General features: G+C 45.8%; 23 protein-coding genes. 9 read left to right on the top strand and 14 right to left on the bottom strand.

Going from position 1 to position 26,902, the window contains the following annotated elements; translation table 11 throughout:
* Positions 1 to 12 precede the first annotated feature (12 nt).
* Positions 13 to 3,378, top strand: a complete 3,366-nt coding sequence (locus tag AC5ELV_RS20730; protein WP_493431677.1) for a DEAD/DEAH box helicase — start codon at positions 13 to 15, stop codon at positions 3,376 to 3,378.
* Positions 3,379 to 3,470: 92 nt separating this feature from the next.
* Here AC5ELV_RS20730 and AC5ELV_RS20725 read toward each other — a convergent pair whose 3' ends face one another.
* The 3 genes from AC5ELV_RS20725 to AC5ELV_RS20715 form a co-directional block, all read right to left on the bottom strand.
* A complete protein-coding gene (locus tag AC5ELV_RS20725; protein WP_493431676.1) occupies positions 3,471 to 4,421 on the bottom strand; it encodes a ring-cleaving dioxygenase in 951 nt (316 codons plus the stop codon).
* 55 nt (positions 4,422 to 4,476) lie between these two features.
* Positions 4,477 to 5,103 (bottom strand): nitroreductase family protein, encoded by a 627-nt coding sequence (locus tag AC5ELV_RS20720; RefSeq protein WP_029515856.1) that lies wholly within the window; start codon positions 5,101 to 5,103, stop codon positions 4,477 to 4,479.
* 139 nt (positions 5,104 to 5,242) lie between these two features.
* On the bottom strand, positions 5,243 to 5,614 hold the full coding sequence (locus AC5ELV_RS20715) for an MmcQ/YjbR family DNA-binding protein (RefSeq protein ID WP_493431675.1): 372 nt from the start codon (positions 5,612 to 5,614) through the stop codon (positions 5,243 to 5,245).
* A 624-nt stretch (positions 5,615 to 6,238) separates the two neighbouring features.
* Between AC5ELV_RS20715 and panB the strand changes: the two genes are divergently transcribed.
* Positions 6,239 to 7,111, top strand: coding sequence for a 3-methyl-2-oxobutanoate hydroxymethyltransferase (panB, locus tag AC5ELV_RS20710; protein WP_493431674.1), 873 nt, complete (start codon positions 6,239 to 6,241; stop codon positions 7,109 to 7,111).
* Positions 7,111 to 8,034 carry a ketopantoate reductase family protein gene (locus tag AC5ELV_RS20705; RefSeq protein WP_493431673.1) on the top strand — a complete coding sequence of 308 codons (924 nt, stop codon included), beginning with the start codon at positions 7,111 to 7,113 and terminating at the stop codon, positions 8,032 to 8,034. The genes panB and AC5ELV_RS20705 overlap by 1 nt, the downstream gene beginning before the upstream one ends.
* Before the next feature lie 115 nt (positions 8,035 to 8,149).
* Here the strand turns inward: AC5ELV_RS20705 and AC5ELV_RS20700 are convergent, their stop codons facing one another.
* The 7 genes from AC5ELV_RS20700 to AC5ELV_RS20670 all read right to left on the bottom strand — a co-directional run bounded on the left by AC5ELV_RS20700 (position 8,150) and on the right by AC5ELV_RS20670 (position 14,016).
* The gene (locus AC5ELV_RS20700) at positions 8,150 to 8,716 is read right to left on the bottom strand and encodes an NADPH-dependent FMN reductase (protein WP_493431672.1); all 567 of its coding nucleotides are present in this window, start codon (positions 8,714 to 8,716) and stop codon (positions 8,150 to 8,152) included.
* Between the two features lie 233 nt (positions 8,717 to 8,949).
* Complete coding sequence (locus AC5ELV_RS20695) at positions 8,950 to 9,957, bottom strand: AI-2E family transporter (protein WP_493431671.1); 1,008 nt, start codon at positions 9,955 to 9,957, stop codon at positions 8,950 to 8,952.
* 55 nt (positions 9,958 to 10,012) lie between these two features.
* Positions 10,013 to 10,429 (bottom strand): phosphate-starvation-inducible protein PsiE, encoded by a 417-nt coding sequence (psiE, locus tag AC5ELV_RS20690; RefSeq protein ID WP_493431670.1) that lies wholly within the window; start codon positions 10,427 to 10,429, stop codon positions 10,013 to 10,015.
* A gap of 90 nt (positions 10,430 to 10,519) precedes the next feature.
* Entirely contained in the window at positions 10,520 to 11,014 is a 495-nt protein-coding gene (locus tag AC5ELV_RS20685) for a DedA family protein (RefSeq protein WP_013308662.1), read from the bottom strand.
* Positions 11,015 to 11,036: 22 nt separating this feature from the next.
* Positions 11,037 to 11,546, bottom strand: a complete 510-nt coding sequence (gene pssA, locus AC5ELV_RS20680) for a CDP-diacylglycerol--serine O-phosphatidyltransferase (RefSeq protein ID WP_487734817.1) — start codon at positions 11,544 to 11,546, stop codon at positions 11,037 to 11,039.
* 23 nt (positions 11,547 to 11,569) lie between these two features.
* Positions 11,570 to 13,339 (bottom strand): sensor histidine kinase, encoded by a 1,770-nt coding sequence (locus AC5ELV_RS20675; protein WP_493431669.1) that lies wholly within the window; start codon positions 13,337 to 13,339, stop codon positions 11,570 to 11,572.
* Positions 13,336 to 14,016, bottom strand: a complete 681-nt coding sequence (locus AC5ELV_RS20670; RefSeq protein ID WP_493431668.1) for a response regulator transcription factor — start codon at positions 14,014 to 14,016, stop codon at positions 13,336 to 13,338. Before AC5ELV_RS20670 ends, AC5ELV_RS20675 begins: the two co-directional genes overlap by 4 nt.
* A gap of 211 nt (positions 14,017 to 14,227) precedes the next feature.
* Here AC5ELV_RS20670 and AC5ELV_RS20665 point away from each other — a divergent pair, with 211 nt between their 5' ends.
* From AC5ELV_RS20665 to AC5ELV_RS20655, 3 genes are all read left to right on the top strand, one after another.
* Positions 14,228 to 15,571, top strand: coding sequence for a glycoside hydrolase family 30 protein (locus AC5ELV_RS20665; RefSeq protein WP_493431667.1), 1,344 nt, complete (start codon positions 14,228 to 14,230; stop codon positions 15,569 to 15,571).
* A gap of 191 nt (positions 15,572 to 15,762) precedes the next feature.
* Positions 15,763 to 16,152: a winged helix-turn-helix transcriptional regulator gene (locus tag AC5ELV_RS20660; protein ID WP_023986908.1), complete on the top strand. Its 390-nt coding sequence runs from the start codon at positions 15,763 to 15,765 to the stop codon at positions 16,150 to 16,152.
* Positions 16,153 to 16,423: 271 nt separating this feature from the next.
* On the top strand, positions 16,424 to 16,870 hold the full coding sequence (locus AC5ELV_RS20655) for a hypothetical protein (protein ID WP_493431666.1): 447 nt from the start codon (positions 16,424 to 16,426) through the stop codon (positions 16,868 to 16,870).
* A gap of 103 nt (positions 16,871 to 16,973) precedes the next feature.
* On the opposite strand, the gene padC is transcribed toward AC5ELV_RS20655, so the two are convergent.
* A complete protein-coding gene (gene padC / locus AC5ELV_RS20650) occupies positions 16,974 to 17,465 on the bottom strand; it encodes a phenolic acid decarboxylase (protein WP_493431665.1) in 492 nt (163 codons plus the stop codon).
* A 166-nt stretch (positions 17,466 to 17,631) separates the two neighbouring features.
* On the opposite strand from padC, the gene AC5ELV_RS20645 reads away from it, so the two are divergent.
* Positions 17,632 to 18,180 (top strand): PadR family transcriptional regulator, encoded by a 549-nt coding sequence (locus AC5ELV_RS20645; RefSeq protein ID WP_493431664.1) that lies wholly within the window; start codon positions 17,632 to 17,634, stop codon positions 18,178 to 18,180.
* A gap of 64 nt (positions 18,181 to 18,244) precedes the next feature.
* Here the strand turns inward: AC5ELV_RS20645 and AC5ELV_RS20640 are convergent, their stop codons facing one another.
* Genes AC5ELV_RS20640 through AC5ELV_RS20630 form a run of 3 tightly spaced genes read right to left on the bottom strand, consistent with a single transcriptional unit; the run spans position 18,245 to position 22,258 of the window.
* Positions 18,245 to 19,444 (bottom strand): Ger(x)C family spore germination protein, encoded by a 1,200-nt coding sequence (locus AC5ELV_RS20640; protein ID WP_493431663.1) that lies wholly within the window; start codon positions 19,442 to 19,444, stop codon positions 18,245 to 18,247.
* A complete protein-coding gene (locus AC5ELV_RS20635; RefSeq protein WP_493431662.1) occupies positions 19,441 to 20,535 on the bottom strand; it encodes a GerAB/ArcD/ProY family transporter in 1,095 nt (364 codons plus the stop codon). Before AC5ELV_RS20635 ends, AC5ELV_RS20640 begins: the two co-directional genes overlap by 4 nt.
* A 22-nt stretch (positions 20,536 to 20,557) precedes the next feature.
* Complete coding sequence (locus tag AC5ELV_RS20630) at positions 20,558 to 22,258, bottom strand: spore germination protein (RefSeq protein WP_493431661.1); 1,701 nt, start codon at positions 22,256 to 22,258, stop codon at positions 20,558 to 20,560.
* A 238-nt stretch (positions 22,259 to 22,496) separates the two neighbouring features.
* On the opposite strand from AC5ELV_RS20630, the gene AC5ELV_RS20625 reads away from it, so the two are divergent.
* A complete protein-coding gene (locus AC5ELV_RS20625; protein ID WP_493431660.1) occupies positions 22,497 to 22,838 on the top strand; it encodes a tail fiber protein in 342 nt (113 codons plus the stop codon).
* A gap of 48 nt (positions 22,839 to 22,886) precedes the next feature.
* A complete protein-coding gene (locus tag AC5ELV_RS20620; protein WP_493431659.1) occupies positions 22,887 to 26,777 on the top strand; it encodes an immunoglobulin-like domain-containing protein in 3,891 nt (1,296 codons plus the stop codon).
* The last annotated feature ends 125 nt before the right edge of the window (positions 26,778 to 26,902 follow it).

Here is a 26,902-nt window from a genome sequence, read left to right as displayed (position 1 = left end):
GGATTACGAACCATGAGCTTTGAACTTACCCGGCGAGCTATCAGACAACTATGCAGTCAAGCCGCTTATGACGACGGGGATGCCTATTACCGGGCCAAAAGAGTGGCCTTTACACAAATAGATCATGATGAAGGTGTATATGAAGCTACGGTCAAAGGAAGCAGCTTTTATGCTGTTGCGGCGATGATCCGCCCCAATGGAAGTATCCGAGCAGAATGTACCTGTAGCACATTTCAGACCACCGGACGATATTGTAAACATATCGCTGCTGTTCTCCTTAACGCCCATGATATACGCCGTGGAAAAAGTCTGTCTGTACGCTCCTACGCCTCCAGACTTCATCCCGGTACTGCCCCAGATACAGCAGGAAGCATGGATTCAGACGGGATGCATACATCTACAGATGCTCCGTATGATCACACTGCTAGAACGGCACGATCCTCTGACATCACACAAGGGGATCTCCAGCTGACCGACAGCATGTTAAAACTGTTTGACCGCAAGCGACCGCTTCGCAGCACACCAACCCTGCTGGATACTCGCGCAGTCTTGGATTTTCAGTTCGTGATCCGACCTTTTGCCTACGGTTACCAAAAATATATGTTTGGTGTGGAAATGAAAGCTGGGCCCAAACGATTATATATCGTCCAAAAAATTCGTCCGTTTCTGGATAATATTGACCGTGGGGATAGCTACATGTTCACGAAAAGCTTCTCATACGATCCTGCGTTGTACCGCTTCCGACCTGAACATGACGCTATTCTCCAGCAATTATCCCAGGTATGCCACCATGAGCGTATGATTCGGGAAACCTCAGGTACGTATTCATCTTCAGGTAGTCATATGAGCGGTGAACGAATGCTCCTCATCCCGCCTGCAGCTTGGGAAAAGCTGCTCCCCTTGCTGACAGCAGCACAGGGCGTCTACTTTGAAATTCACGGAAATATGAGCGAGGGTATTCCCCAGTCCGACCTGATGCTTCCGCTGCAATTTGAATTTGATGAGGCCGGGACTGAAACCGAAGGCTACCAGCTAAGCATACAAGGATTGGATGACCTGACCATCATGGAAGACTATGGTGTCGTCATTGCCGATGGCAAGCTTGTCAAACAGAAAGCCGACCCCTTACGGCGTTTGTCCGAGCTAAAACGGATGGTAGAAGTACACCACAGGCGAAAAGTTCAGATCGCGCCAGAGCAGATGGAATCTTTTATGGACAAGGTTGTACCCGGGTTAATGAAGCTCGGACGTGTTCATATGACACGTTCCGTCTCAGATCGGGTCACACAGCAGCCATTGAAGGCCAAGCTGTATCTGGACCGAGTAAGAGACAAGCTGCTGGCAGGGCTGGAGTTCCAATATGGGGATATCATCATCAACCCGCTGGAAACAGATGCACGAACGCCAGGTAACGACCGTATTTTGATACGTGATGGGGAACAAGAGCAGCGGATTTTGGAGCTGATGGAGCATAGCTCCTTTGCCAGAACAGACAGCGGATATTTTATGGAAGATGAAGATGCAGAGTATGATTTTTTGTATCATACTGTTCCGCAACTGGAAAAGCTGCTGGATGTCTATGCCACAGGTGCAGTCAAAGCAAAAATAAACAATACTCTGCCAACCCCAAGGATACGCGCGGAGTGGGATGAACGTACGGATTGGCTTGAATTTAAATTTGATATGGAGGGCATACCAGAACCGGAAATTCGCAAACTGCTCAAATCGTTAGAGGAAAAACAGAGATATCACCGTCTGCCGAATGGTGCCTTGCTGCCGCTGGAAACAGAGGAGTACAAGGAATTGATTCGGTTCATGAATGAAACAGGTATCCGCAAAAGTGATCTGGATGCAGCGCAAATTCGTGTTCCCGTCACGCAAGGACTGTACTTAATTGATCCTCACGATCATGGGAAAAACCTGACTTTGGGTAAAACCTTTCGCCAGCTGCTGGAAAATATACGTAACCCAGACCATCTCGACTTCCCAGTTCCAGACATGCTTGCTCCAATCTTGAGAGATTATCAGGTTTACGGCTTTCAATGGCTTAAGACATTGGCGCATTACCGTTTTGGGGGCATTTTGGCAGATGATATGGGGCTGGGTAAAACGCTGCAAAGTATCGCCTTTCTCGTCTCAGTATTGCCGGAAATCCGCAGCCAGCAGCTTCCAGCTATGATCGTGTCTCCTGCATCACTGGTGTACAACTGGCGGAATGAGCTGGAGAAATTTGCGCCGCACATCCGCGTCACTATCGCAGATGGCAGCCCGGAAGAACGCAGCCGGATCATACGGGATGCCGCCAGTTACGACGTCGTCATTACGTCCTACCCGCTGCTGCGGCGCGATGCAGATGTGTACAGCAAGCCATCGTTTCATACGCTCATTCTGGACGAGGCACAGGCATTCAAGAACCATGCCACCCAGACGGCACAGGCTGTTAAGGATGTAAAAGCCCGTTACCGTTTTGCCCTGACAGGAACGCCAGTAGAAAATACGCTGGAAGAGCTGTGGTCCATCTTTGACGTTGTATTTCCTGCGTTATTTCCCGGCGGGAAAAGAGCGTTTCACAACCTGCCTAGAAATGTGATTGCCAAGCGGGTTCGTCCGTTTTTGCTGCGCCGTCTTAAGAGTGATGTCCTCAAGGAGCTGCCGGAAAAAATCGAATCCGTGCAGGTATCCCGGCTTCTGCCAGATCAGAAAAAGCTGTATACGGCCTATTTGGCCAAGCTCCAGCATGAAACGTTGAAGCATCTCAACGAGGAAGGATTTCAGAAAAATCGGATTAAAATTCTCGCAGGTCTAACCCGGCTTCGTCAGCTCTGCTGTCATCCTGGCTTGTTCATCGAAGGATATACGGGAAGCTCCGCCAAATTTGAACAGCTGTTGGAGATTATTACGGAATGTCTCAGCTCCGGGAAACGGATGCTCATTTTTTCACAGTTCACCACGATGCTTCAAATGATCGGACGCGAGCTTGCTCGAGAAGGGGTATCCTACTTTTACCTAGATGGGCAGACTCCCGCTCTGGAACGAGTTGAACTGTGCAGTCGCTTCAACGAAGGCGAACGCGAGCTGTTTCTGATTTCCCTAAAGGCAGGAGGCACTGGCCTGAACCTCACTGGCGCAGATACAGTCATACTGTATGATCTGTGGTGGAATCCCGCTGTAGAGGAGCAGGCTACCAACCGCGCACACCGAATGGGCCAGAAAAAAGTCGTGCAGGTTATTCGTCTCATCGCCCAAGGCACGGTAGAGGATAAAATGTATGAACTGCAACAAAAAAAGAAAAACATGATCGACCAGGTCATTCAGCCGGGACAAGAAACCCTTTCGGCACTGACCGAGCTGGAGATTCGCGAACTGCTCATGATCTAGCCAATTCCACATGCAAAAAAGGTCCAATCACGGTAGAAATCTTCCCGTATTGGACCTTTTTCCTTCTAATATGATTGTTTGGATCGAGCAGATTAATCCTGTTTTAATACTCTAGGTTGAATGGGAACCAGGTTAGACTCAATCTGGGTGCGCTGAGGCTCATACCATTCAGGTAGCATCAGCTTGTGCCCCAACTCATTCAATTCCTCGTCCACGGTAAATCCGGGTGGATCGGTTGCGATCTCAAATAAAATACCGCCCCGCTCGCGGAAGTATACGGCATTGAAGTATTGGCGATCTACAATACCACTGGTCCCAAAACCATGCTGATGAACCCATTCGTTCCACGCCTGATGCTCCGTATCATCCTGCGCGCGCCAGGCAATATGGTGAACCGTACCGGCGCCGCCATTCCCCCACGGGACATCTTTGACCGGAATGTCGATCAGGTTGCCCAAATCACCTGTAGCCTGATAGCGGATGTAGCCTGCATTTGCGTCTTCTCCGATGGGAGCCATTCCCAATACGTTCTCCAACACCTCTTGCGTATGCTTGGAGTCCGCACTGTACAGTACCGCCCCGCCAAAGCCCTTGATAGCTTTATCCGTAGGCACGCCGCCGGCTGTCCACGTGTTCACCGGGCCATCTTCCCGTTCCACCAGCTCCAGATGCAAGCCCTCATTGTCTCGGAACTGGATGAATGACTCGCCAAAACGGGTAGCCTTCGTGAAAGATACCTTCAAGCTGTGCAGACGGTTTTCCCAGTATTCCAAAGCACCGGACGGCACGACATACGTCGTAATCCCAACCTGTCCACCTCCAATCTTACCCTTGCGTGTACCTGGAGCTGGAAAAAAGGTAATGATCGTTCCCGGGCTGCCCTCTTCATTACCAAAGTACAAATGGTATACTTCTGGAGCATCAAAGTTGATCGTCTTTTTAATCAATCGCAAACCAAGTACGCCTGCGTAAAAATCAACGTTGCCCTGCGGATCGCCTGCAAAGGACGTGATATGGTGAATTCCAGCGGTTTTCAATGACATCTTTATCACTCCTTCATTAACATGTTGATTTATTTACACAAATGATTTACAAATTTCAAAATCCATTGTAGCTGACAAATTGTCCAACCGGCTTACGGTATCCCCGTGCCCGCTGACCCGATTCGTCCTCTTTACCCAAGGTAATCATCATCACCGGTACAAATTGCTCTGGAATATTCAGTACTTCCTGCACCTTTGCCGGATCAAAACCGATCATCGGGCATGTATCCCAGCCTTTGTCCTTGGCAATCAACATAAATTGCATAGCCGACAGGCTGGCATTACGGATCGCTTCTTCTCTCTGGAAGACAGGTCCTCGCTCGCGATAAAACTGAGTTACCGATTCCACTGTACTATCATATTCCTGCTTGCTCAGGACACCTAAATTCAGGAATCCTTCGTTGAGGTCAGCTACCTTGGTATAAGCTTCTGTATCCCCCAGCACTACAATGGTCGCCGAAGCCGTTAATATTTTATACTGCTTACTTGCCTCATCATGCAGTCTTTGTTTGGTATCCGCATCCTGCACTACGATATAACGCGCATGCTGTAAATTAAAAGCCGATGGAGCAAACTTCACCAGCTGAAATATTTCTTCCAGTTCTTTTGCATCTATAGTAACATCAGGAATAAATTTAGAAGCTGATCTTCTCTCTTGAATAATATTCACCAGTTCGCTCATGTTAGTTACGCTCCTCGATATTATTTTCAAATGAATTATCTTTAAATTAAGAATATATCCATTCGTGATTTCTGTCAAGTAAAACTATAATCATGTTAGTAAGTATTTTTGGATACAACCTAAGGGCTTCAGCAGCCCTTTACAGATCCGTTGCTCGTATTCTCATCGTAATCGCTTCGCGTTGCGCTTTGGTTAAGCTCTTGAAGACCAGCTCATACGAATGGTCGATCATGCTGTACAAATCCTCCAGTGGGAAGGTAGCATCAACCTCAATCGTATTCCAATGCTTTTTATTCAAATGATAGCCTGGCTTAATCGCCTTGTTTTGTTCACGCAGATTTACCGCAATGACTGGATCACATTTCAAGGATACGTGGCAAATGTCATCCTTTTTAGTTAGAAGTGCAAACATCTTGCCCCCTACTTTTAGTACCAGGGGATCAGCACCAAATGGATAATCCTTAACAGCTTCTTTTTGGCTCAGACCATATGCTACAATTTGTTCAAACACCAGCCTTCTCTCCTCTGCTCCAAGTTGTCGAACTATGAATCTATTTGCGCCCTATTATATCACCTCCGTGCACTCCGAATACACCGGGTCCGTGCTACAATAGGGGAACTGTGCTAAAAGGAGATTCATTATGGATACCATCACACACACATTGTTCGGATTGGCTTTATACGGCGCAAGCAAAAAAGGCGTTTCTACCGGGAGGGTCAATCCTTTCTATATGAATTTAGCGACCGTCCATGACTTCATACACGTCCTAAAGATTTAGCGATATTTTACATACTGTATCTGCAAGCTGACAGCCCTTCACTTCCGAATAGGAAGTTGGAGAGGCTTGTTTTGTTCATATAGTAGAAAATGTTATGCAACAGCCCTATATTTTGGTATACTTCCGTGAGAGGCTGTATCGATACATTCGAACGGTACTCTAGTTAGTGTAATTCAATATGTAGATGTGTGAGCCTATGGAGGTGAACTCGTTGGATTTTGCTCTGATCCGCAAGGACCGAGACAAAAGAACGGTCGCAAATTGACTCTTTTTTTGCCTTTCGGACCTTTTCAGCCATGTGCTGAAAGGTTTTTTTGTGATCTAAAATAAAGGTAGGAAAGGATTTGAATGCAACCATGGCAACCTCGAAAGCACTTAATATTTTGCAATTGAAGAAAATGAAACAAGAAGGTTCACCTATAAGTATGATTACGGCGTATGACTATCCATCTGCTCGTTTGGCTGAGGAAGCCGGGATCGATATCATCCTTGTTGGTGATTCCGTAGGTAATGTGTTATCTAATTATAACTCCACACTGCCCGTCACTATGGATGATATGGTCTATCATACACGGTCTGTCGTGCGCGGTGCGGAACATACTTTTATTGTCGCGGATATGCCATTTATGACGTACCATGGGAGTAGTGAAGAAGCCCTTACTAATGTGCGCAGGCTCATGCAAGAGGGACATGCCCATGCCGTTAAATTAGAAGGGGGCATGGAAATTTGCGACACCGTGAAGCGAATTGTTCAATCCGGCGTCCCACTACTGGGGCATATTGGACTTACACCACAGTCTGTGCATCAAATCGGCGGATACTTCATTCAAGGTAAAAACTCACAGGCCGCTGAGCGCCTTCTAAATGATGCCCGGGCCCTGGAGCAAGCGGGAGCTTTTGCCATCGTGTTAGAGCTGGTGACAGAGGAAGTAGCGAAGAGCATCACCCGAGAGATATCTATTCCGGTCATAGGCATCGGTGCGGGGAGATACTGTGATGGCCAGGTTTTGGTGTATCATGACATGTTACAATACTCAGCTCCTTACCGGGAGAAAAAGTTCGTAAAAACCTATTCGGATATAGGTGCTTTGATTCGCAACAGCATCGGGCAATATGTCGAAGACGTGAAGAATCGTTCTTTTCCGGGCGAGGAGCATGTTTTTAAGGCAGATGAGAACGTAGTAGAAGGACTATACGGGAATGCAAAAGTAAAGGCAGGGACTCTATAATGCGATTTCTGATTGTAGGTGCAGGGGCGATTGGAGGCTATTTTGGGGGACTTCTTGTTCAAAAAGGAGAAGACGTGACCTTCCTCGTACGCCCTTCAAAAAAATCTCAGTTGGCAGAAGACGGTCTAATTGTTAAAAGTGTTCATGGGGATTTTCAGACACCAGTGCGTGCTATTACAAATGGTGAAGCTGCCGATCCGTTCGACTGTATTATCATTTCGGTCAAAGCGTATCATCTTCCCCAATTGCAATTCGATCTTGAGCCTTATGTCGGTGTTCATACCATGATTCTTCCGTTACTTAATGGTTACAAACATTTTGACTTTTTGCGCAAGCAATTCGGTTCTGAAAAAGTGCTGGGCGGACTTTGTTATATTGAAACTACGCTGGATCATGATGGTTCTGTTGTTCAGACAAGTCCGTTCCACCGTATCGTCTTCGGTGAATGGAACGGAGTGCACTCAGAGCGTACACAACTGCTGCTGAATCATCTTGATCATGCAGGCTTCACAGTGGCACGAAGTCACGATATCCAGCGTGAAGTTTGGCAGAAATATATATTCGTTGCCAGCTTGAGTGCAATTACAACACTGATGGATGCCTCGGTTGGGACTATACTTGCCACGGCAGAGTCACGAGCTATATACGAAAAGCTGCTGCATGAGATTGTCACACTTGCTCGCAACGCAGGGATGCCGATTGATTCAGAGATGGAAGCTCATACACTGAAAACGATGGAATCCTTACGACCTGAGATGATGTCATCCATGCAACGCGATATGCATAAAAAGCTTCCGATTGAAGCCAGTCATCTACATGGTTCACTGCTTGCATTGGCTTCAACCAGTAATACTGTTTGCCCCATACTCGAAACGGTATATGCCCGATTAAAGGTATACGAGAGCTTATTGGACACTGTCTAACATTCAAAATTTAAAATCAATTAAAAGAGGAAGCGGCAGCTTCGAAGGTGAAAATGAAATCTTAGACTGCCGCTGCTTTTCCTTTATTAAACTTCAAATATTAAACTTCAAAAATCTAAAGAGTTCCTGTGCTTGAGCAAGCCTGCTCAAGCCCTTGAAGCAATGCTTCTAGCTCCTGCCTAGTCTCAGCATTTGTAATTTCACCTTCCTGATTTAGCTTCAAGGTGATATGCGGAATAATGACCTTTCCATTCTCCACAATCTCTGCATTGATCATTTGCAATGTGAGCAGCAGCGAGGCATGCGCCAGATGACCGCCCATAGGAGACGGGGACGCGCTAATGACCGCTGTAGGTTTATTTACAAATTCACCTGAGGATACGAGCCAATCCAAGGCATTTTTCAAAGCACCCGGCACACCATTTCCATATTCCGGTGTACAGATCAGCACTCCATCCACTTGTTTCAATTGTTCCCGTAGCTCTCTTACGGAAGCTGACCCTTCATCTACATCCAAGTCAGGGTTAAAATGCGGGAGATGCCCCAATCCATCATAGACTGTGAATATCATATTTTCAGAAGCCAGCCCCATAGTAGCCTTCATCAGCGCTGTATTGGAGGACTTTTGACGAAGGCTACCCGATATAGCCAATACCTTAATCTTCTGTTCCAACCGTATCATCTCATTTCTCTGAACTTGATCTGATCTTGCATATTCAGTGTACTATAGCTAACAAGAGAATTAAAAAGTAGGTGAAAATTCATTAGACAATGCCGTTGGACACCTCCTGAATGATGATGAGCGTCAGCGGTTCTTCCTATGAACAAACGGGCAATAAAAAAATGCCTGCGACTTCACAGGCATTCGTGATGAATCAATAGTCACTATACTAGGGTGGAATCTGTAGTGCTGAATCAAGTATCCTTCTCTTGCTTGCGTTTTATCCCAATCAGATCAAGGAAGAAAACAAACAGCGGAATACCTACAATTAAGCCCCAAATCCCAATTAAATGTTCAGAGAAAATCAATACAACAAAGGTAAAAAAGATCGGTAGATTGGTTTTGGATGACATCAGCTTCGGATTTAAGAAATAGGCCTCAATCGCATGAATCACCACGATCAGAATAACCAAGTAAATCACATAATTAATTCCCCCGACGCTAAAAGCGATCAGGCCGAGCGGTGCCAGTGAGATAAACACACCTGCCACTGGAACCAATCCCAGTACGAAAATGATGAGCGCAAGACCGAGCAGATTAGGGAAGCCCATAATCCAGAGCGCAATCGTGGTCAATATACAGTTAATAAGTGAAATCAGCAGTTGAGCCTCCAATACCTTCCCGAACGTATCCAGAAACATACGGCCAAAATGACCCACTTCCTTGAAAAACCAGCCCAGCTTGCTATCTACAAACGTAGCAGTAAAACGTGTAATATAGGATTTTTCCATCAGGAAAAACAAGCTCAAAATAATCGACACCAGCAGCTGTGTTCCCAATTGACTGACCTTCATCACTGCACTCAAGCCAGGCTCAAATAGCCGCTGAACATTCAGCGTATCCATAAATTCGATAATCGTTTCGTTCCATTGGTTGCGATCAGGATACATATACGCTTGCTGAATCATGAGATACACCTGCTTGACCTGTACAATGATTAGCGGCACCATCCGGTAAACGCCCCACACCATAATCAGGATCAGCAGCCCGTATACCAGAAGCAGCACGATCATTGAAGGCACATTGACGAACCGCTTGACCAGCTTATTCACTCCGTTATATATACTACCAATCAAGATCGTAAGCAACAGTGTTAACAACATAATATTCATCATACTTCTTAACATAAACAACAGCAAAACGATTATCGCAAGGACAGCTACCCGCCTGACGCCCGCATGATTCATCCAGTTTCTTACCATTCGTCTTTATTCCCTCTCTCCCACTTGACTGTCACCCTTGCAATCTTCCCCGGCATTAACTTTCTCTTTTTAACAATTTACTGTTAGCGATCAATAGAGAACCTACCATGACTAGGATAGCAATGGACCACCAGAATGTATTTTTAGCATCATCATGGTCCACAATAATGAGCCTGATGACGGCCGTAATCCCAATATAAATGAAATAACGTAATGGAAAATGAAAATTGGTTTTAAAGTACTTAACGATTAATGCAATGAATTCAAAATACAAAAAGAATACAAGCAGCTCTTCCGTGAATTCATAGTAATTTTTGTCGTCTTCTGTAGACAAGAACACATATGAAAAAATGGACCATGTTTCTTTTAGAAGTAAGAAGCTTAAAATCAGCCCCACCAGAAACAGCGAAACATTTAAGATCATTTGCAGAAAACCAGGTAACTTCTCAATATACTTCATTAATGCATTCAATACAGATCCCCTCACTGGTTGTACCCTATCATCTTTACTTATATTATCGGTGGTATACGTGAAAAATGCTACATTACTTTTGGGGTCACCTTAATGAAAGTTTATATTCGCCCCTGCAATATAACCAATGGAGATAAAGATAAGCGTCCATATCAGAGAACCTGCGCTTGCCACCAGCATATATTTTCGGACAGGCATCGCACTAATGCCCGACAAATAGCTTGTCGCATGTCTGACTCCTGGGATAAAATAACCAAACAAAATGGTCCACAACCCAAAGCGCGCAAACCACCCCTTAACTCTTGCAAATCGCTTCGGTGTTAATCCAACCCACTTACCGTGCTTATCCACCAAGGGCTGACCCAGCTTTTTGCCTAGCGTGTAGCTGATCATCATCCCTGTCATTGCACCGATGAAGCTGACTAATATAGACACCGAATAATTCAGTACCATAATAGAAGATAAATAGCCGACAAACACCATAATAATTTCATCTGGAACCGGTAGGCCGATAATCCCAAGAGCAAGAAGAGCAAAAATAGCGATATATCCGTATTGTGTAATCATGCTGATGACCCATTCCATAGAGGAGCCACCTCCTGACCGATTATTTTTTGAAGGACGGAAAGGGAATACGGCTAACCATCAGGAACGACAGCACTACCATTAATGCAAGCAACAACCCCGGCTTCAAATGCTCACTCCATAAAAACATAAAGGACAAAATCACACCCGCCGCCGTAATCGGCATACCTACAAAACCTTTGCTAAAAGCCATTAGGTTGAATCTTGCCAATCTTACCGCACCACATATGACAAACAAAACAGCCACAAGTGGTCCTATCCAATGGGTATCTCCCAGCTTGTATAACAAGATCAAGAAAGCAGGGGCAACCCCAAATGAGACAACATCCGCCAGCGAATCGAGCTGTTTGCCAAAATCACTGGAGCAATGCAACAGCCTTGCCAGCAAACCGTCTAATACATCCCATAAAGCAGCCACCACCACGAGAATAAAAGCGGTCATGTATTGCTCCTGAATCGTGAAATATAGGGATAAGACCCCTGCCCCCAGGTTTGCAATCGTGCATAGTGAGGGCAACCAATTCCATTTCATACTCTTAACTCCTTTGCCATAGCTTAGCCTCCGAATATAACAACAAAACGGACGCCGTCCTTGGTATTCTCCGCCTTATAGCGGAATTCGTGCAAATCCAAAATTCGTTTGACGATCGATAGCCCCAGTCCTGTCCCACCTGTCTGACGGCTTCGTGACAGCTCGGCCCGGTAAAAGCGATCCCATATCTGCTCCAGTTGATCGTCAGGAATGGTCTCACCTTTATTTTCAATGGAAAAAAAACTGATTTCCCCAGCACCTTCGATACGAATCGTGATTGAGCTCCCTTCCTCAGCATGCCGTATGGCATTGACAACAAAGTTGATAATCACCTGTTCCAGCCATCCTACATCGGCATGAATCGGCATCTCATTGGCGGGGATAATGACTACTTCCAGCTTTTTCTCCTTCAACAAATGGAATAGCTTGTCCACGACCTCCTCCACCAGCTCACTCAAGATAAAGGTCGTCTTGCGAAGCTTGAGAGTACCCGATTCCAATTTGGCGAGGTCCAGCATATCTTTGACCAATCGCTCCATTTTGTCCGCTTCCTCTACAATGACTTTTATATAATGATCCTGCTTCCCGGCGCTAACCCCATCTTGTAATCCTTCTGCGAAGCCTTTAATGATACTCAGCGGGGTTTTCAGTTCATGAGAAGCGTTGGCAAAAAAGTCTTGTTGCACAGCCTCCATCCTCTGCTTCTGTTCCATGTCCTCCACCAATTGCTGATTAGCCTCCTGAAGCTCGCGCAAAGCGGTATCCAGGTTCTGGGACAGGGTATACATACTGTAGGACAGGCTACCCAGTTCATCATTCTGCCGGATTGGTGTATGGGCTGTAAAATCGAGCTTAGCCATCCGCTTGGCGGTATTATTCAAAGCAATGAGCGGACGGGTCACCATCCGGGAATAGAACAGGGACAAAATCAGAATGAGTCCAAATCCCCCGATCCCTAGGTACAGATAAAACCAGCGCAGAGCTTCATTCGTCTCACTAATTTCCTGCAACGATGTCACTGTGAACAGGAGGTCGATCTCGCCTGTGTTCTGACGAACAGGATGGACTATGACTGCATTGCGTACCCCTGTCCAAGGTTCCGTCCAATCTTCCTCCAACACTTCGAAATTCTTAAGTTTCTCCAGATGCGCCTGTGACAAAGGAAACCATTCTTCCAGCGCACTAAACAGTAAGCCTTGTCGCTGACTCCATGTTTTCAGATCCGGCAGTACAATCTCTGTCACCGTACCGGAAAACCTTACACTGCCATCCGTGCTTGCCTCTTCCGAAGTTGATCCTATATTTTTGAAACCAAGCTTCTGTATGCCGATTGGATAAATTAAATTGGCGGAAGAAATACCGTCCGTTCCCAATCCCTCACCTTCAACCGTTACCGTATCGCCAGGCTGAATCCGGGCAGCTCTCAGTTCATCTCCGTACTCACTCATAAACAGAGACAGCGATATTTTAACGATTTTACCATCTGCTTTTCTTACATTGATATGAAACGCATCATCCAGCTTTACTTTGCCGTCCAGCGTTACAATCGCCAACTGGTTTTTATTCTGAAGCATAAAACGAGCTGCCTCACGCGAAACCCTGCCCGATCCCCAAGCCTCCTGGACATAACTTTGACCGAAGCTTTGCAAATGACTTTCCACACGCCCAATCTTCTGTTTCTGATAAAAATTTTCAAAAAACAACAATTGACTTAAAATCACCATACCGTAAAAACACAGGAAAAACACAACCGTCATAATGAACAACTTAAAGGTAACTCCCCGTTTGTTCATTCTTCCTCCTCAAACCTGTAGCCTGTACCAAAAACCGTGCGGATATGGCGTGATTCACGGCCCAGCTTACTCCTCAGCTTTTTGATATGCGTATCGACAACTCGTGTATCTCCTTCAAAATCGATACCCCACACCCGACTCAGTATCACATCCCGTGAAATAACGATGCCTTTATTATGTATAAGCAGCCGTAGCAACTCATACTCCTTGGGCGTCAGCTCGACTTCCGCCTGATCCACCTCAAGCCGATGAGCCATCGTGTTGAGAATGGCACTGCCAAACCGCAAAATATGCGACTCTGGCTGCACATGTCCTTCCACCCGTTTCATCAGCGCGTTCGCGCGAGCAATCAGCACCTTGGGGCTGAAAGGTTTGGTAACGTAATCATCCGCTCCCAGTTCAAAGCCCAATATTTTATCATCATCACCGGATTTGGCTGTCAACAAAATGATCGGCACACCTGAACGGCCGCGTACCTGGCGGCACACTTCCCAACCATCCAGCTCCGGCATCATAATATCGAGTACAATCAGGTCCGGCTGCACCGAATCAAACCAGATGAGTGCATCTTTTCCATTGCCTGCTTCATAGACTTCCCAATTATTCTGTTTAAAATAATCCGCAATCACTTCACGAATACGTATTTCATCCTCCACGAGAAGAACTCTTTTCTTCAATCGACTTCCCTCTTTCGGTCATTCTAGGACACCAGCATATCAAAGACATGTGTACTTTATGTGTTCTTGACACTTCTTTTCAGCAGAAGTTTTCATTCACAAATTCAACCTTGGATTAGGGCAAATTTATCTTGGCTCAGACCATCTCATCTCCTATGATCCTACCCTATAATAAGAAGAGATACAAAAAGCCTGAACAGGAGGGTAATACATGAGTAATCAAACCATTCAGTGGTTTTCCACTTCCAAAGCTAAAGCTTGGCAATCCCAAGCTCATCATTTGACCGATACCCAAGAGAGTGCCAACCTAACCCTTACGGGAGAAACTCATCAGCTTGTCGAAGGCTTTGGTGGCTGTTTTAATGAATTAGGTTATGTGGCCCTGAATCATTTGGAAAAGGACGAACGAGATCGGGTGCTTCACTCTCTCTTTCATCCGGAGGGCGAGCACAAATTCGCGATTTGTCGACTTCCAATTGGAGCGAGTGACTACGCGCTGGAGTGGTACAGCCACAATGAAACAGACGGTGACGTGGAGATGAAGCACTTTTCCATTGAGCGCGATCAGCAATATCTCATTCCTTTTATTCGGGAAGCGTTACAACTCAATCCAGACTTGAAGCTGTTCGCTTCACCCTGGAGTCCGCCGACATGGATGAAATCACCGAAAGCCTATAATTACGGCACGCTGCGCTGGGAAAAGGATATTTTGAAAGCGTATGCATTGTACTTTGTCAAATTTGTTCAGGCTTACCGCGAGGCAGGCATTACGATTCATCAGGTTCATGTTCAAAATGAAGTCATTGCCGATCAGAAGTTCCCTTCCTGTGTATGGACCGGAGAGCAGCTGCGTGAATTTATTCGCGACTATTTGGGTCCTGCTTTTGAGGAACATGGACTGGATACGGAAATTTGGCTGGGCACCATTAACGCACCCGATCCGTGGGAGGAATTAATGAAGAAGACTTCGACCGGATTTGATGAGTATGCCCATACCGTATTGAGTGACCCCGAGGCCTACAAATATATTAAAGGCGTAGGCTACCAGTGGGCAGGCAAAAATGCCATTCAGCGCACCGTAGCCAGCTATCCTGAGCTTCGTTACATGCAAACCGAAAATGAATGCGGGAACGGAGAAAACTCCTGGGATTATGCCAAATATGTATATAATCTGTACCAGCACTACTTCACCAATGGTGTGAATGCTTATATTTACTGGAATATGGTTTTGGAACCGAAAGGCAAGAGCACATGGGGCTGGGAGCAAAATTCGATGATTACCGTTGATCCAGCAGATCGAAAACCTATCCTGAATCCAGAGTATTATGTCATGAAGCATTTTTCTCATTTTGTATTACCGGGTGCCAGACGCATCGGACTTCGTGGTTCATGGACTGGAGATGCAGTTGCTTTTCAAAATACAGACGGGCAAAGGGTGGTAGTTATCGCCAATCCGTTCAAGGAATCGCGTGTGCTGAATCTGTCTCTGGGCGAAATAACACACCGCTTGGAGCTGGAGCCAGAATCTTTTAATACTATCGTGATTCCTTCTTAGCGCTGCAGTTCTCTGGAATTATGCATATAAGGAATGTTACAGTCCTGTTTTCCGGTCCTGCGTAATCATCATGCTTCACTGTCCGGTCTATAAGACCCCAAGCATATGTATAGTTTCCAAAATGGATGTATATCCTTTTGCGTATAGTAACTATAAATAGTATACTTGGAATAACTACGGACAGGAGGTCGATGAATATCACTACTGTAAAAGACCGGATTGATTTGAAGCTGATTAATTGTGATAAGGAATTGACTCTCGCGGTCATCGGCGGAAAGTGGAAGCTGATTATTTTGTGGCATCTCGGTATGGAAGGCACCAAGCGGTTTGGTGAATTGAAGAAGCTGATCCCCCATATTACGCAAAAAATGCTGACCAACCAATTGCGCGAGTTGGAAGAAGATAAGCTCATTCTTCGTAAAGTCTATCCTGTCGTCCCTCCGCATGTGGAATATTCACTGACAGAGCATGGCGAAAGCCTGATTCCGGTACTGAGAGCAATGTACGATTGGGGATCAAACTATCGCGAGAACGTGATTTGGAAAGAAGAAGAGGCGATTCAGGACGTCACACCCGTGTGACCAGCAAAACAAGCATTTTGCGAAATGCTAATATATATTTCTCGTATAGACGACCCTGGGGAGATCTGGGGTTGTTTTTTTGTGATATAAAGACATTCCTCAAGATAATAAAAGAAATGGATGCAAGTATCCGTTTCCATTGGCATTAAAGCTCGTTTTCCGCTACATATCCTCATTTTACACTTGTATTCGTGATTTACATTACATCCTCTGTGACGTATGATTCTTCCATCCCTATTTACAGTGAATCCGAGAAGGAGGCCGTTCTAGCATGAACATGACGCTTGCCCAGCCCACAACGTCCCAAGCGACCCAATTATGCATTGGTTCCATGGAAATGATTCAATACGATTATCGTCAATTTCCTGACTCAAAACCTTATCAACACCATTGCTGTGGCTTGCTTACTATGTCGTGTAACAGCGCTCAAGGTCTGGCAGAATATGAGCTGCCTGAAATTAAAGGCGCCTTTGACCTCGTCCGCTGGGCTTCCGTGTTTACCTCGCTCAAGGGTCTGTCCTTAACCGAGGCTGAGCAATATATTCAGCACCACGCTGATCACTGGGGGCCTGATAAAACAGAGCTGGCTCTATCTGCCTTATCCGATCTGACTACCCATGCGAACCTGCACATTTTCTCTCCATCAGCGACCATCCTCCCCTCTCGGATTAGTCGTTCGTATCTTATCGAGCATGGTCTGGTCTACTATTCATTCTAAATATCGTCCACCACTCCATTAGCAATCCACTTTTCAGTTCACGCAAAAAAGCCTGAGACTGTTTATCACAGGCCAGGCTTTTACACTTTCAGCACAGAGTTGATCACACTTGCAGTTTACCTGCACGAATATCGTCTGTCATTCCTGCGTAAGGTGCTCGGGAAATCAATTGTTCGTTGTTCACACCCGCATTTTCGATGAATGTAATATCTGCAAATTCAGGAACTACATACTTCGGATACGTTTCATACTTTTCACGCGATTCCTCCATCAGCGGAATAAAATCGTTTTGATAGCGCACTGTGATTTCCGGATGCTCATGAACCCATTTAGGGAAGAAAATAATGCCGTGCATACGTTTTTCCTCAGGCATAAAATTCAGAGACACGTCAGTGCCTGTCGGTTCGGTCCACGATACTTTATACACATTTTCCACCAGCTTCACCAGATTGACCTTCTGATCACGTACCCAGCGGCCGCCTACCATGCCACTATGAATGCGATAATCGATCGTATCTTCATTTTTAATATAAATTTCGTACTCCCAACCATTCTCATAGGTGTAGATCATGTGGCTGCCGATAAACTTGTCCATCTTGCATCCTTCTTTCCTAATTATAATTTTTTATGAATTAAATAAGAAAACAAAGTAAATAAATAATCAACTTATAACATGTAAATATAAACATGTTTTTAACTACATATAAATTGTAGCACTGTGGTATACTAGTGTCAAATACCGTTTTACGAGGAGAGCTACGTTGAAACGCACATTAAAATACGCCATTTTAGGGCTGGTTCATAAAGAGGAAATGAGCGGCTACGATATTACAAGTCAATTCAAGCAGGAAATTGGACAATTTTGGAGCGCCAAACACAGTCAGATTTATCCTGAGTTAAAAAGGCTGACCGAAGAGGAGCTTATTGAATATCGCACCTCCATTACAGGAGCCAAGCTGGAAAAGAAGCTGTACTGCATTACCTCCAAAGGAACCCAAGAACTGACCGAATGGCTGCTGAGCCTCAAAGAGTTACCAGAAACGGAAAAGGACGAGTTTATGCTTATGCTGTATTTTTCAGCGGCCATCCCCAAGGAAGAAAACAAGCGATTGTTCGAGGACCAGGTAACCAAACGTAAAGAGAAGCTGGAATACCTATACGAAAGTAAAAAATCCCTCCAACAGCTGGACAAGAACCTTCAATCCCCCGGCTCTAATCAATTCGGCCATTATCTGGTGCTGAGCCGTGCCATTAATCGGGAAGAAAGCTATATTATTTGGCTGGAAGAAACACTGTCCCTGTTTGAATAACCTGAAAAACCTTCGACGCCACGTAGATTCGTGGTATTGAAGGTTTTTCTAAAATACGTGCAAACTAGTCTGCCGTCGTAATCGAAGAGCCGTAATCTTCAATATGGATATCTGTGCTAAACCGTACAGGAATGGTGCTAAAAGTGGTATCCCAATCCTCTTTGACCTTACGCCAAACTTTAGGATGCTGAATCCTCAAGGCTTCTCCGAAACCTCCGACGTCAACCTTCAGCTTTTGCATTTTAGCTAACGTTTGTTCAGCTAATGAATTCACTTTCTCCTGAAAGAGACTCTCTTCTTGTCCAAGCACATTATTGTTGCGCAAATTTTCATTCTTTATATGCACCTCCGAAACGCGTCCCTCTGAGGTCATTTTTACCTGAAAGGAAATGTCATCCCCCTGAACGATGGCCTTGATCTTGCTTTTCACCGCTTTGATCTCATATGCTATATTTTTACCGGTTTTTGGATCACTACTTTTCAGCACGCCTCCAGCCAACTGGCCTTTGATCCACATAAGACCCTCAACCTCTGACTCATTCAGATAACCACCGTAGGTTTGTGTCTTTCCCTTGATGATTCCTGCACCCGCGAGCTTGATTTCATTCTCCGCTGTAATGACATTAGGTAATATAAAGCTTCTTTCACCCTTCATGGGTCCGATCACTTTAGCCAAAGCCACAGGCTTTATCAACCGCGCGTTCCGTTTTCGGTTTTGGAATATATCCTTTAAAATATAAGCAGGAATCTGACCAGGGATTTTCTCCTGAAGCGTATTCCCCGCCTTGTCTGTACTAATCAGCAACTGTACGCTGAGCCGAATGTCATTATCCCCCAAGAAAAAGTCCAGCAACTCATACAACGGAATCTTGCGAAGCAGACTGGAGCTGATAATAATCGTTTTCAAATGTTGCCCGATGGGAGGACGATTGGTCCGCAATGAAATTTCTCTGATCATTTCAAAAATGGAATCTCCCGTTTCCGTAATATTAAAAAATTTTTTAGATTGTGGAGAAGAAGTGTTGGAGCCACCGCTTTGTTCTGGAATGATAAATTGAAAGGTTCCTGTAATTAACTCCTTCTTTGGATAATCTCCTCCTTTTCGATTAATTTGTTCTTCTTGCATAGATTCTTCCGCTATATCCATAGCAATGCCTGTCTCCAGATTCAGATCCTCCACCGGAGAACTGCTCCAGCAGCCTGAAAGTATACTGCATATCAGGAGAGCAGCCAATCCGAGTAATGCTGACCGTGCCCTCGTCATGACCGCACCCTCCTCCAGCGAGAAATAAGCAGCAGTGGCAGTGGAAGCAGAGCGAATAAAATGAAAGCTGCATTCCCCAGAATCGTTCCAAAAGAAAATAACTCATTCAGATTTTTGGGAATTTGGGACAGGAAGTAGATGATCGGAAGCAAAATGAACAGCGTCTTGGAATAAGAGCTATTCAAAATTTGAGAAACTCCGAGCGAAGCGCAATAAAAAGCAATACTAAATGTGGAAAAAATTTGCATGATCCAAATGGTCAACAATAAGGATTCGAACCGTTCCAATAACAGGTACTCCACTTCAAAACTGCGAGCCAAATCTAAAAATGGCCAGGTTCTGCTCAAGACTCCTTCGAACGAAAAAGCGCCAATGCACAGGATCAGCGTTGCTGTATAAAAAGCGACCGCGATCCCGATCGCCAGTCCGATTGCCTTGGTTGCTTTCTCGGGTTTTTCCATCCGACAAAGAATAATCAGCAAGGACTCTGTCCCCGTTAATGTCAGGATTGTAGTCTTGAGCGTTCTAACCACTGGCATTACACCCTCCGACAAGACAGGACGCAAATTATTCAATTCGAAAATATTTAAACTCAGCAAGCATATCAACAAAAAGATAGCTGCCGTAATCGGGAATATCAATTGACATATTTTCCCTAACGAACTCACTCCTCCTATGCATAGGTACAGAGAGAGCCACATAAAAGGTGCTGAAATCGCCCACGCCGGAGTGCCTTCAAGCAGAAAGAACGACGTTACTTCCTCCACAGACCGGATTTCAAATGCGGCTATACAAACAAAATAAATAACAATCAGCATACCAATCCCTTTGCCAACGACTTTGCCTGTTATCCGCTGAACATACTGATAAAAGGTACTTTCTGGAAACCTTGAACTTAGTTTGATCATAATCCATCCGAACAGGAAAGTGCCCGCCCCTGCTAAAATGACAGATATCCACGCGTCCGGTGTTTTTGCAACTTCAGTTGCTACTCTGGGAAGGGTAAGCAACCCGGCAGCCAGCATAAAGGAAACCACAATTGCCGTTGTCTGCAACGTTGTAATTTTATCCGCTTTTTTCCCACGGGCCATCTTGCTCCCTCCTGTGTCGAGCTCATCCTTGTCGCTTAGGATCTTTATGCTTCAATAGAATGGGTCTGTTTTTCATAAATTGTATCGGTGCTCGTATGAAGTAATCTTTCCAGTCTTTCAACGAACGGGGGACCGTTAGACTAAGGAACGGAACACCGAAGCTGTGTAGCTTCACCATATGAATACTCAGCAGCAGGAAAAACATAATCACGCCATACAACCCGAAGGTGGCCGCCGTGAACATGGCTCCAAAGCGCATGACACGCATGGAGATGCCAGCGCTGTATACAGGGGAGGAAAAGGAAGAAATCGCCGTGACTGCTACCACAATAACGAGGATCGGACTTACAATCCCGGCGTCAACAGCGGCCTGTCCAATAATCAAACCGCCAACGATGCCCATCGCTGGACCGATGGGTTTGGGGAGCCGAAGTCCTGCCTCGCGTAAAATTTCGATGGAGATTTCCATAATCAGGGCCTCAATCAGCGTCGAAAATGGAACCCCCTGTCTCGCACTGATAATGGAAATGACCAGCTTGGTTGGAATCAATCCGGGATGAAACGAAATAAAGGAGATATAAAGCGCCGGGGCGAACAGCGATATGAAAGTTGCCATAAAACGAAGGAATCGAATAAGCGAACCCGGTATCCATCGTTCATAATAATCTTCGGGGGACTGGAGCATCATCCCATACGTTACAGGCATAAGAAGCGCAAAAGGTGTACCGTCCAGCAGAATCGCCACACGTCCCTCCAGTAATGCAGCCATGACCCGATCCGGTCTCTCTGTATTTTGAATTTGCAGAAAGGGGCTAAGAAAATTATCCTCAATAAGCTGCTCCACATAGCCCGATTCCAGTACCTCATCTATATCAATGGTTTGGACCCGCCGCTTCACCTCATCTACAAGCTCCGAGTCGGCAATGTCTCTGAAGTACACTACCATCAGCTGTTTTTCCACTCTTTTGCCGACTTTGAAGGACGACATGGCTAGTTCCGTACTTTCTCCATGCCTGCGCAGCATCGCTGTATTATCACTGAGCGTCTCTGTAAATCCGATTCGTGGTCCCCGCAGCACCGATTCCGATATGGGGTCTTCCACCCCTCGTGTATTCCCTTTGGGTGTACCCAACACAAAAGCGCCTGGTATGCCCTGAATCATGAGTATGACAGAACCGAACAGCACCTTTTGCAAGGAGAACTGCACCTCTAACGTATACTCTGTTTCCGATACCAGCATGACTTGACGAATAAACATATTCCGAAGTTCTTCTCCTCTCGGAAGATCTTCCCCCCCTTGCCCGGAACTCCCCCAATCCATCAGTGGCTTTAAAATGTTCTGATCCATGCCAACCTTATCTGTTAAGCCATCCACAAAAAAAAGCGTGCCTACAGCGTTCAGTTTTTCAAGAAAAATAGATCGTTCGTTCACGTCTGACATATCCATGATAGCTTGTCTGATTTTTGCTACATTGGCTTCATAATCTTCGGTAAAGGTCCCCTTTATCTTCTCAGCCTCACTTACAGACGGATTACGATCTGCCTGCTGCGAACGGTCTTCTTCTTCTAGAAGCTTTAATCGTTCCATACGTCTGCTCTCTCGACCATCCATCGCTTTAATTTGTCGTACCGTCAGAAAAATAATCAAAGGTATGATAAACAAAAAGAAAGCTTCTATCCATACGTTCCATTTGGGTATATGAGTCCCGATGACCTGCCACACGTTCTTTCCTCCTTCACTTCCATAGGATTTGTATATAGATTTACCTGGATTAGAAAAAAGATGCATCGGCAATGGAATAAATTTCTTTGCTCACAAAAGGAATAAAAAGGTGAATTTGATAGATGAACTGTAGTGTCAAAAGTGGAATTCCATGATAATATCTATTCATTCTATGACTAATGTCACAAATTCGTTGAATTCGTGGGCCATTATTCGAAACTAAAAAGGAGTTGTAGGTATGAAGAAGCATTTTTGGAAGAAAGCCGCTGTGTTGAGTTTGTTAGCGGTCATTTTGTTAGGGGGAACGGCGATCAGTCCCAAACAGGCACACGCAGGTTATGAGCCTTATATTGGGGAAATTACGATCTACCCGTACATGTTCGCTCCCCAGGGATGGCTAAAATGCGAGGGCCAGCTCTTGAGCATTAATCAGAATGCTGCATTGTTCAGTCTGCTGGGCACTAATTTTGGCGGTGATGGAATGAACACATTTGCATTGCCTGACTTGCGCGGGGCTTCCCCGATGCCAAATGTAAACTACTACATTGCAACTGTAGGAACATACCCGTCCCGCCCATAATATGAATACGCTCAATAGTGTGCTATTTAATAAAGAAGAGGTGATGGCGTGCTCGAAGGCAATAACTTCACACGCAACAAATTAAAACCCTATCGGTTGCTGATTCCATTGCTGCCATTTATCGGCGGTGCGTTCCTGCTCATAGGGACGAATGAAGTCAATGCTGCCGGCTGGGAAAATGTGGTGCTTAACAAGCCAACCACATCAAGCGGCTATAGCCAGCCATATGACCCCAGCAGAGCAGTCGACGGTTCCTATGAACCGACAAGCCGCTGGTATCAGGCGAGCAACGGTGAAAAATGGATTCAGGTAGATTTGAGAGACTGGTATATCGTAGATCGATACGTTGTTACAGGTATGGGAGTCCTTTACGGGTGGCAAGATCAACGTGATCCATACAGTTTCCGATTGCAAACAAGCAGCAACGGAAGTAATTGGGTGACTGTTGATACCGTCCAGAATAATGAGAGCTCTAATGTTGAAAAGAGCATTGCCCCTGTAACTACACGATACTTGCGATTATATATTGATCAAGGAAATGCGAGAAACAATCAATGGGCTTCCATCATGGAATTCGCAGCTTATGGGGAGCGATTGCCCGTTCCACAGGCTCCGGGTCATTTTACAGGAACCAAAAATGGAAATACAGTGGAGTTAAGCTGGGATGCTGTTCCTTATGCAACTTCATACAAAGTCATACGAGATAGCGTAACGCTCTATGCAGGCAGCTTAACTCAGTTCACAGACACTTCAGCATTGCCGCCAGGTGAAGCAGTCTACACGGTTCAAGCCGTGAATGCTAAGGGGGAGAGCACTCCCTCAGAGGTCAAAGTGACCATACTTACAGATGCTGAGAGAGTTGCACAGGCAAAAGCTGCTCTTGCATTAGGCTTCGCATCTGGTGATACAGCTGATTCGGTATCCCAAAAGCTGACGCTGCCACTCGCTGGATTGAACGATACGACGGTGAGCTGGAGTTCGGATACTCCTGACGTCATTACGAACGAGGGGGCTGTCACACGCCCGCGGTACGATCTGGGTGACCGAAAAGTAAAACTGACAGCTACGATTGCGAAGGGAAGCGCCTCGGATACTCAAACTTTCGAGGTTACCGTACCGAAGATAACTGCACAAGATACATTGGATCAAGCAGCAGACACCCTCTCGCTTGACAATTTGTCTGCGGTAACAGAAAGTATTTCTCTCCCTTTATCCGGTTATGGTGGAGCACAGATCGAATGGTCCTCGTCCAAACCTCTTGTTATTGCAGCAGATGGAACACTCACCAGACCTTCCTATAGTAGTGGAGATGCCGATGTTACCCTAATGGCTACTCTGCAACTCGCCGGCTTAACGAAAACAAAGAATTTTACTGCGCATGTACTCAGTCTGCCCATGAGCGACACCGAAGCCGTTGACGCAGCATACAGGGCGCTTGAGTTGTCAATGACTACAGTAACCGGAGACGTATATTTGCCAAAAGACGCTCTGAATGGTGTTCAGGTGTCATGGTCATCGAATCAGCCCCAGTTCTTGGATCATAATGGACATGTAACATTCCCAAGCTATGTACAGGGCGATCAGACCATCACGCTGGAAGCAGTTGTGTCACGAGGCGGGGTTGAGCTACGAAAAACATTTAGCCTGCTCGTGCCCGCACTGCCTGTAAGCGCTGATGAAGCAGTAAATTTGGCAGCCAATACACTGAATTTAGATTATCCTCAAGGGATTAAGGATTCCATCGCTCTGCCTCGTACAGGAGCATTTGACACCCAGATCGACTGGTCTTCGGATCAACCAGATATCCTCAGTAACAGCGGTCAGGTGAATCGACCTAAATATACAGACGGCGATGTGACTGTACAATTAATTGCCATTATTTCTAAAGGTGCAACTTCTTTACAAAGAACATTCACGATCACAGTGCTGAAGGCATTACCGAATACACCTTACGTACGATTGAACGGCAGTAATCCAATTGTTCTGGAAACCGGCGACAGCTTCACTGATCCAGGAGCCAGCGTACTAGACAGTGTATACGGCAATATCCTGATCCCTGAATTTTCAGGTAGCGGGAATGTCGATACAAATGTACCTGGCGTATACGTCTTGAACTATGCTTATAGCGACAATGGAGGCTGGACGGCAGAACCGACAGAGCGCCATATAAACGTACTTCCCCGCGCTGTTGTAGCTGCAGCAGGTAATGAGGATATAGCCTCTGTGATCGTTACAGGCGCTTTGCCGAGCGCACGGCTTGAGCTGTACAATGCCCAGCAGGAGCTTATAGCGGAAGGAATTGCTTCGGGAGAGGGAAGATATACATTTACACCTGTTCCTGAGGGAGCCAGCTACTATGTGCTGCAAACCGTAAATGGTATGAAGAGCGCTCCGTCAGGGCTAGTGTATCCGCAAGGATTAACCGCGCAGCGCGTTGCGGATTCCATCACAAGCATACCAGCTCCTACAACAAGTGATACACTGCTCAGGTTTCCTGTTGTACCTGATGGTTTCCGTGTGACCATCAGCAGCAGTAGCCAGCCAGACATCGTGCGTACAGACGGAACTATTGTTCAAGCAGATACTCCTTCCGTTGTAACTATCATGCTGGATGTTATGAGGGTAAGTGATGGTTCTCATGCTTTGACGCAAGCCATAGAAGTCATCGTTCCTGCCAAGGTAATTGCGAATACAGGCAAATCTAACAAAGATAAGAATGAGGATCTATCTGCTTTCGTGCCACAGATCGGATTTTCCGAACAAGGGAAAGAGTTGTCTCTCTTTGTTCCTTCGCCGGCATTTCTGGATGAGCAGATACAGCAATCACTTCGCGAAGGCAAAACTTACGCAGACATTCGTTTGGAGCAGGAAAAGCAACTGAGTCGTGTTCTCCTTCCTTATTCTTTACTGAATAAATGGGATAAGATTGGTGCATCGGTAATATCTCGATATGGAACACTGATGATATCCAGTGACATCTTAACCAGCATGGCCTCAGGCCAGCAGGACGTTACATTGTCATTCCAGCAGGTAGATGTACAACGTGCACAGCAGATCCGTGATTGGGCTGAGCAACAATCCAGCCTGACGCTGATGGGTCCGGTTACAGACATCAAAGCCAATGTGACAGGGACATCAACCATCATTCTACCGCTGGGTAACGAATCCTTAGGTGAATTACAAAATGCGGAACCCCAGTTCTCCATTCTTGTTATTCATGAGAATGGCGAGCGTGAGATTCTAAAAGGTACTGCTGTAATGGATGCAAAAGGTATTTTGTCGGGTGTGAGTCTGAATACGACCGGGTTAGGTACCTTTGCCATTGCCACAGATGCAAAGCCTCAAACCGATCATACCAGTGTGCAAAATGACCAAATCAATTCGTCAGATTCGCAAGAACTAGCTCAGGTATGGCCGGATGTACAAGGCCATTGGGCAGCGAAGTCCCTGCAATCTCTTGCAGACAAAGGCTGGATACAAGGCTATAAAGACGGCAACATACGCCCTGAGCGCGCTGTAAGCCGTGCAGAATTTGTAGCCATACTGACCAGAGCATTGGGAACTGCTGGAGATAAGAGCCCTTCTACCTCATTTACAGATATGCAGGGACACTGGGCTGGATCAGCCGTGGATTCTGCTCACCGTCAGGGATGGATTCAAGGGCTAACCGCTCAAACTTTCGGACCTGATGAGAGTCTTACCCGTGAGCAGGCGATGGTGATCCTGTCACACGCGATGCAGAATCAGACATCCATTTCCAGCACTACTGCACTGCAATCCTACAAGGATGAGCAGCAGATTTCAGCATGGGCCTCCGCAGCATTCCAAAATGCAGTATCCTCCGGCTGGATCAGCGGTTATCCAGATGGAACGCTCAAGCCAAAAGCGGCTATCAGCAGAGGTGAGATGGCTGAACTGTTGGTACGTATGCTTAAATAAGACTTTTCAAGCTTCATAGATGAGTATAGCCAATACAACGCGGCCTCCAAGCTTTTCGGGGGCCGTATTTTTTATGTGTATTTTTATGTACAAGCCTCCAACAATCATTTTTGCTTGTTTATTCA

It is taken from the genome of Paenibacillus sp. NMA1017 (assembly GCF_058895805.1).
The sequence above is the reverse complement of the archived record's forward strand: the minus strand, read 5'-3'. Positions and strand labels throughout refer to the sequence as shown.

Coding starts and splice junctions, on each gene's coding strand:
- AC5ELV_RS20675 (WP_493431669.1), bottom strand. CDS start 13,339: ATGAACAAACGGGGAGTTACCTTTAAGTTGTTCATTATGACGGTTGTG.
- AC5ELV_RS20705 (WP_493431673.1), top strand. CDS start 7,111: ATGCGATTTCTGATTGTAGGTGCAGGGGCGATTGGAGGCTATTTTGGG.
- AC5ELV_RS20720 (WP_029515856.1), bottom strand. CDS start 5,103: ATGAGCGAACTGGTGAATATTATTCAAGAGAGAAGATCAGCTTCTAAA.
- AC5ELV_RS20730 (WP_493431677.1), top strand. CDS start 13: ATGAGCTTTGAACTTACCCGGCGAGCTATCAGACAACTATGCAGTCAA.
- pssA (WP_487734817.1), bottom strand. CDS start 11,546: ATGAAATGGAATTGGTTGCCCTCACTATGCACGATTGCAAACCTGGGG.
- AC5ELV_RS20635 (WP_493431662.1), bottom strand. CDS start 20,535: ATGGCCCGTGGGAAAAAAGCGGATAAAATTACAACGTTGCAGACAACG.
- AC5ELV_RS20725 (WP_493431676.1), bottom strand. CDS start 4,421: ATGTCATTGAAAACCGCTGGAATTCACCATATCACGTCCTTTGCAGGC.
- panB (WP_493431674.1), top strand. CDS start 6,239: ATGGCAACCTCGAAAGCACTTAATATTTTGCAATTGAAGAAAATGAAA.
- AC5ELV_RS20660 (WP_023986908.1), top strand. CDS start 15,763: ATGAATATCACTACTGTAAAAGACCGGATTGATTTGAAGCTGATTAAT.
- AC5ELV_RS20655 (WP_493431666.1), top strand. CDS start 16,424: ATGAACATGACGCTTGCCCAGCCCACAACGTCCCAAGCGACCCAATTA.
- AC5ELV_RS20665 (WP_493431667.1), top strand. CDS start 14,228: ATGAGTAATCAAACCATTCAGTGGTTTTCCACTTCCAAAGCTAAAGCT.
- AC5ELV_RS20625 (WP_493431660.1), top strand. CDS start 22,497: ATGAAGAAGCATTTTTGGAAGAAAGCCGCTGTGTTGAGTTTGTTAGCG.
- AC5ELV_RS20695 (WP_493431671.1), bottom strand. CDS start 9,957: ATGGTAAGAAACTGGATGAATCATGCGGGCGTCAGGCGGGTAGCTGTC.
- AC5ELV_RS20640 (WP_493431663.1), bottom strand. CDS start 19,444: ATGACGAGGGCACGGTCAGCATTACTCGGATTGGCTGCTCTCCTGATA.
- padC (WP_493431665.1), bottom strand. CDS start 17,465: ATGGACAAGTTTATCGGCAGCCACATGATCTACACCTATGAGAATGGT.
- AC5ELV_RS20685 (WP_013308662.1), bottom strand. CDS start 11,014: ATGGAATGGGTCATCAGCATGATTACACAATACGGATATATCGCTATT.
- AC5ELV_RS20700 (WP_493431672.1), bottom strand. CDS start 8,716: ATGATACGGTTGGAACAGAAGATTAAGGTATTGGCTATATCGGGTAGC.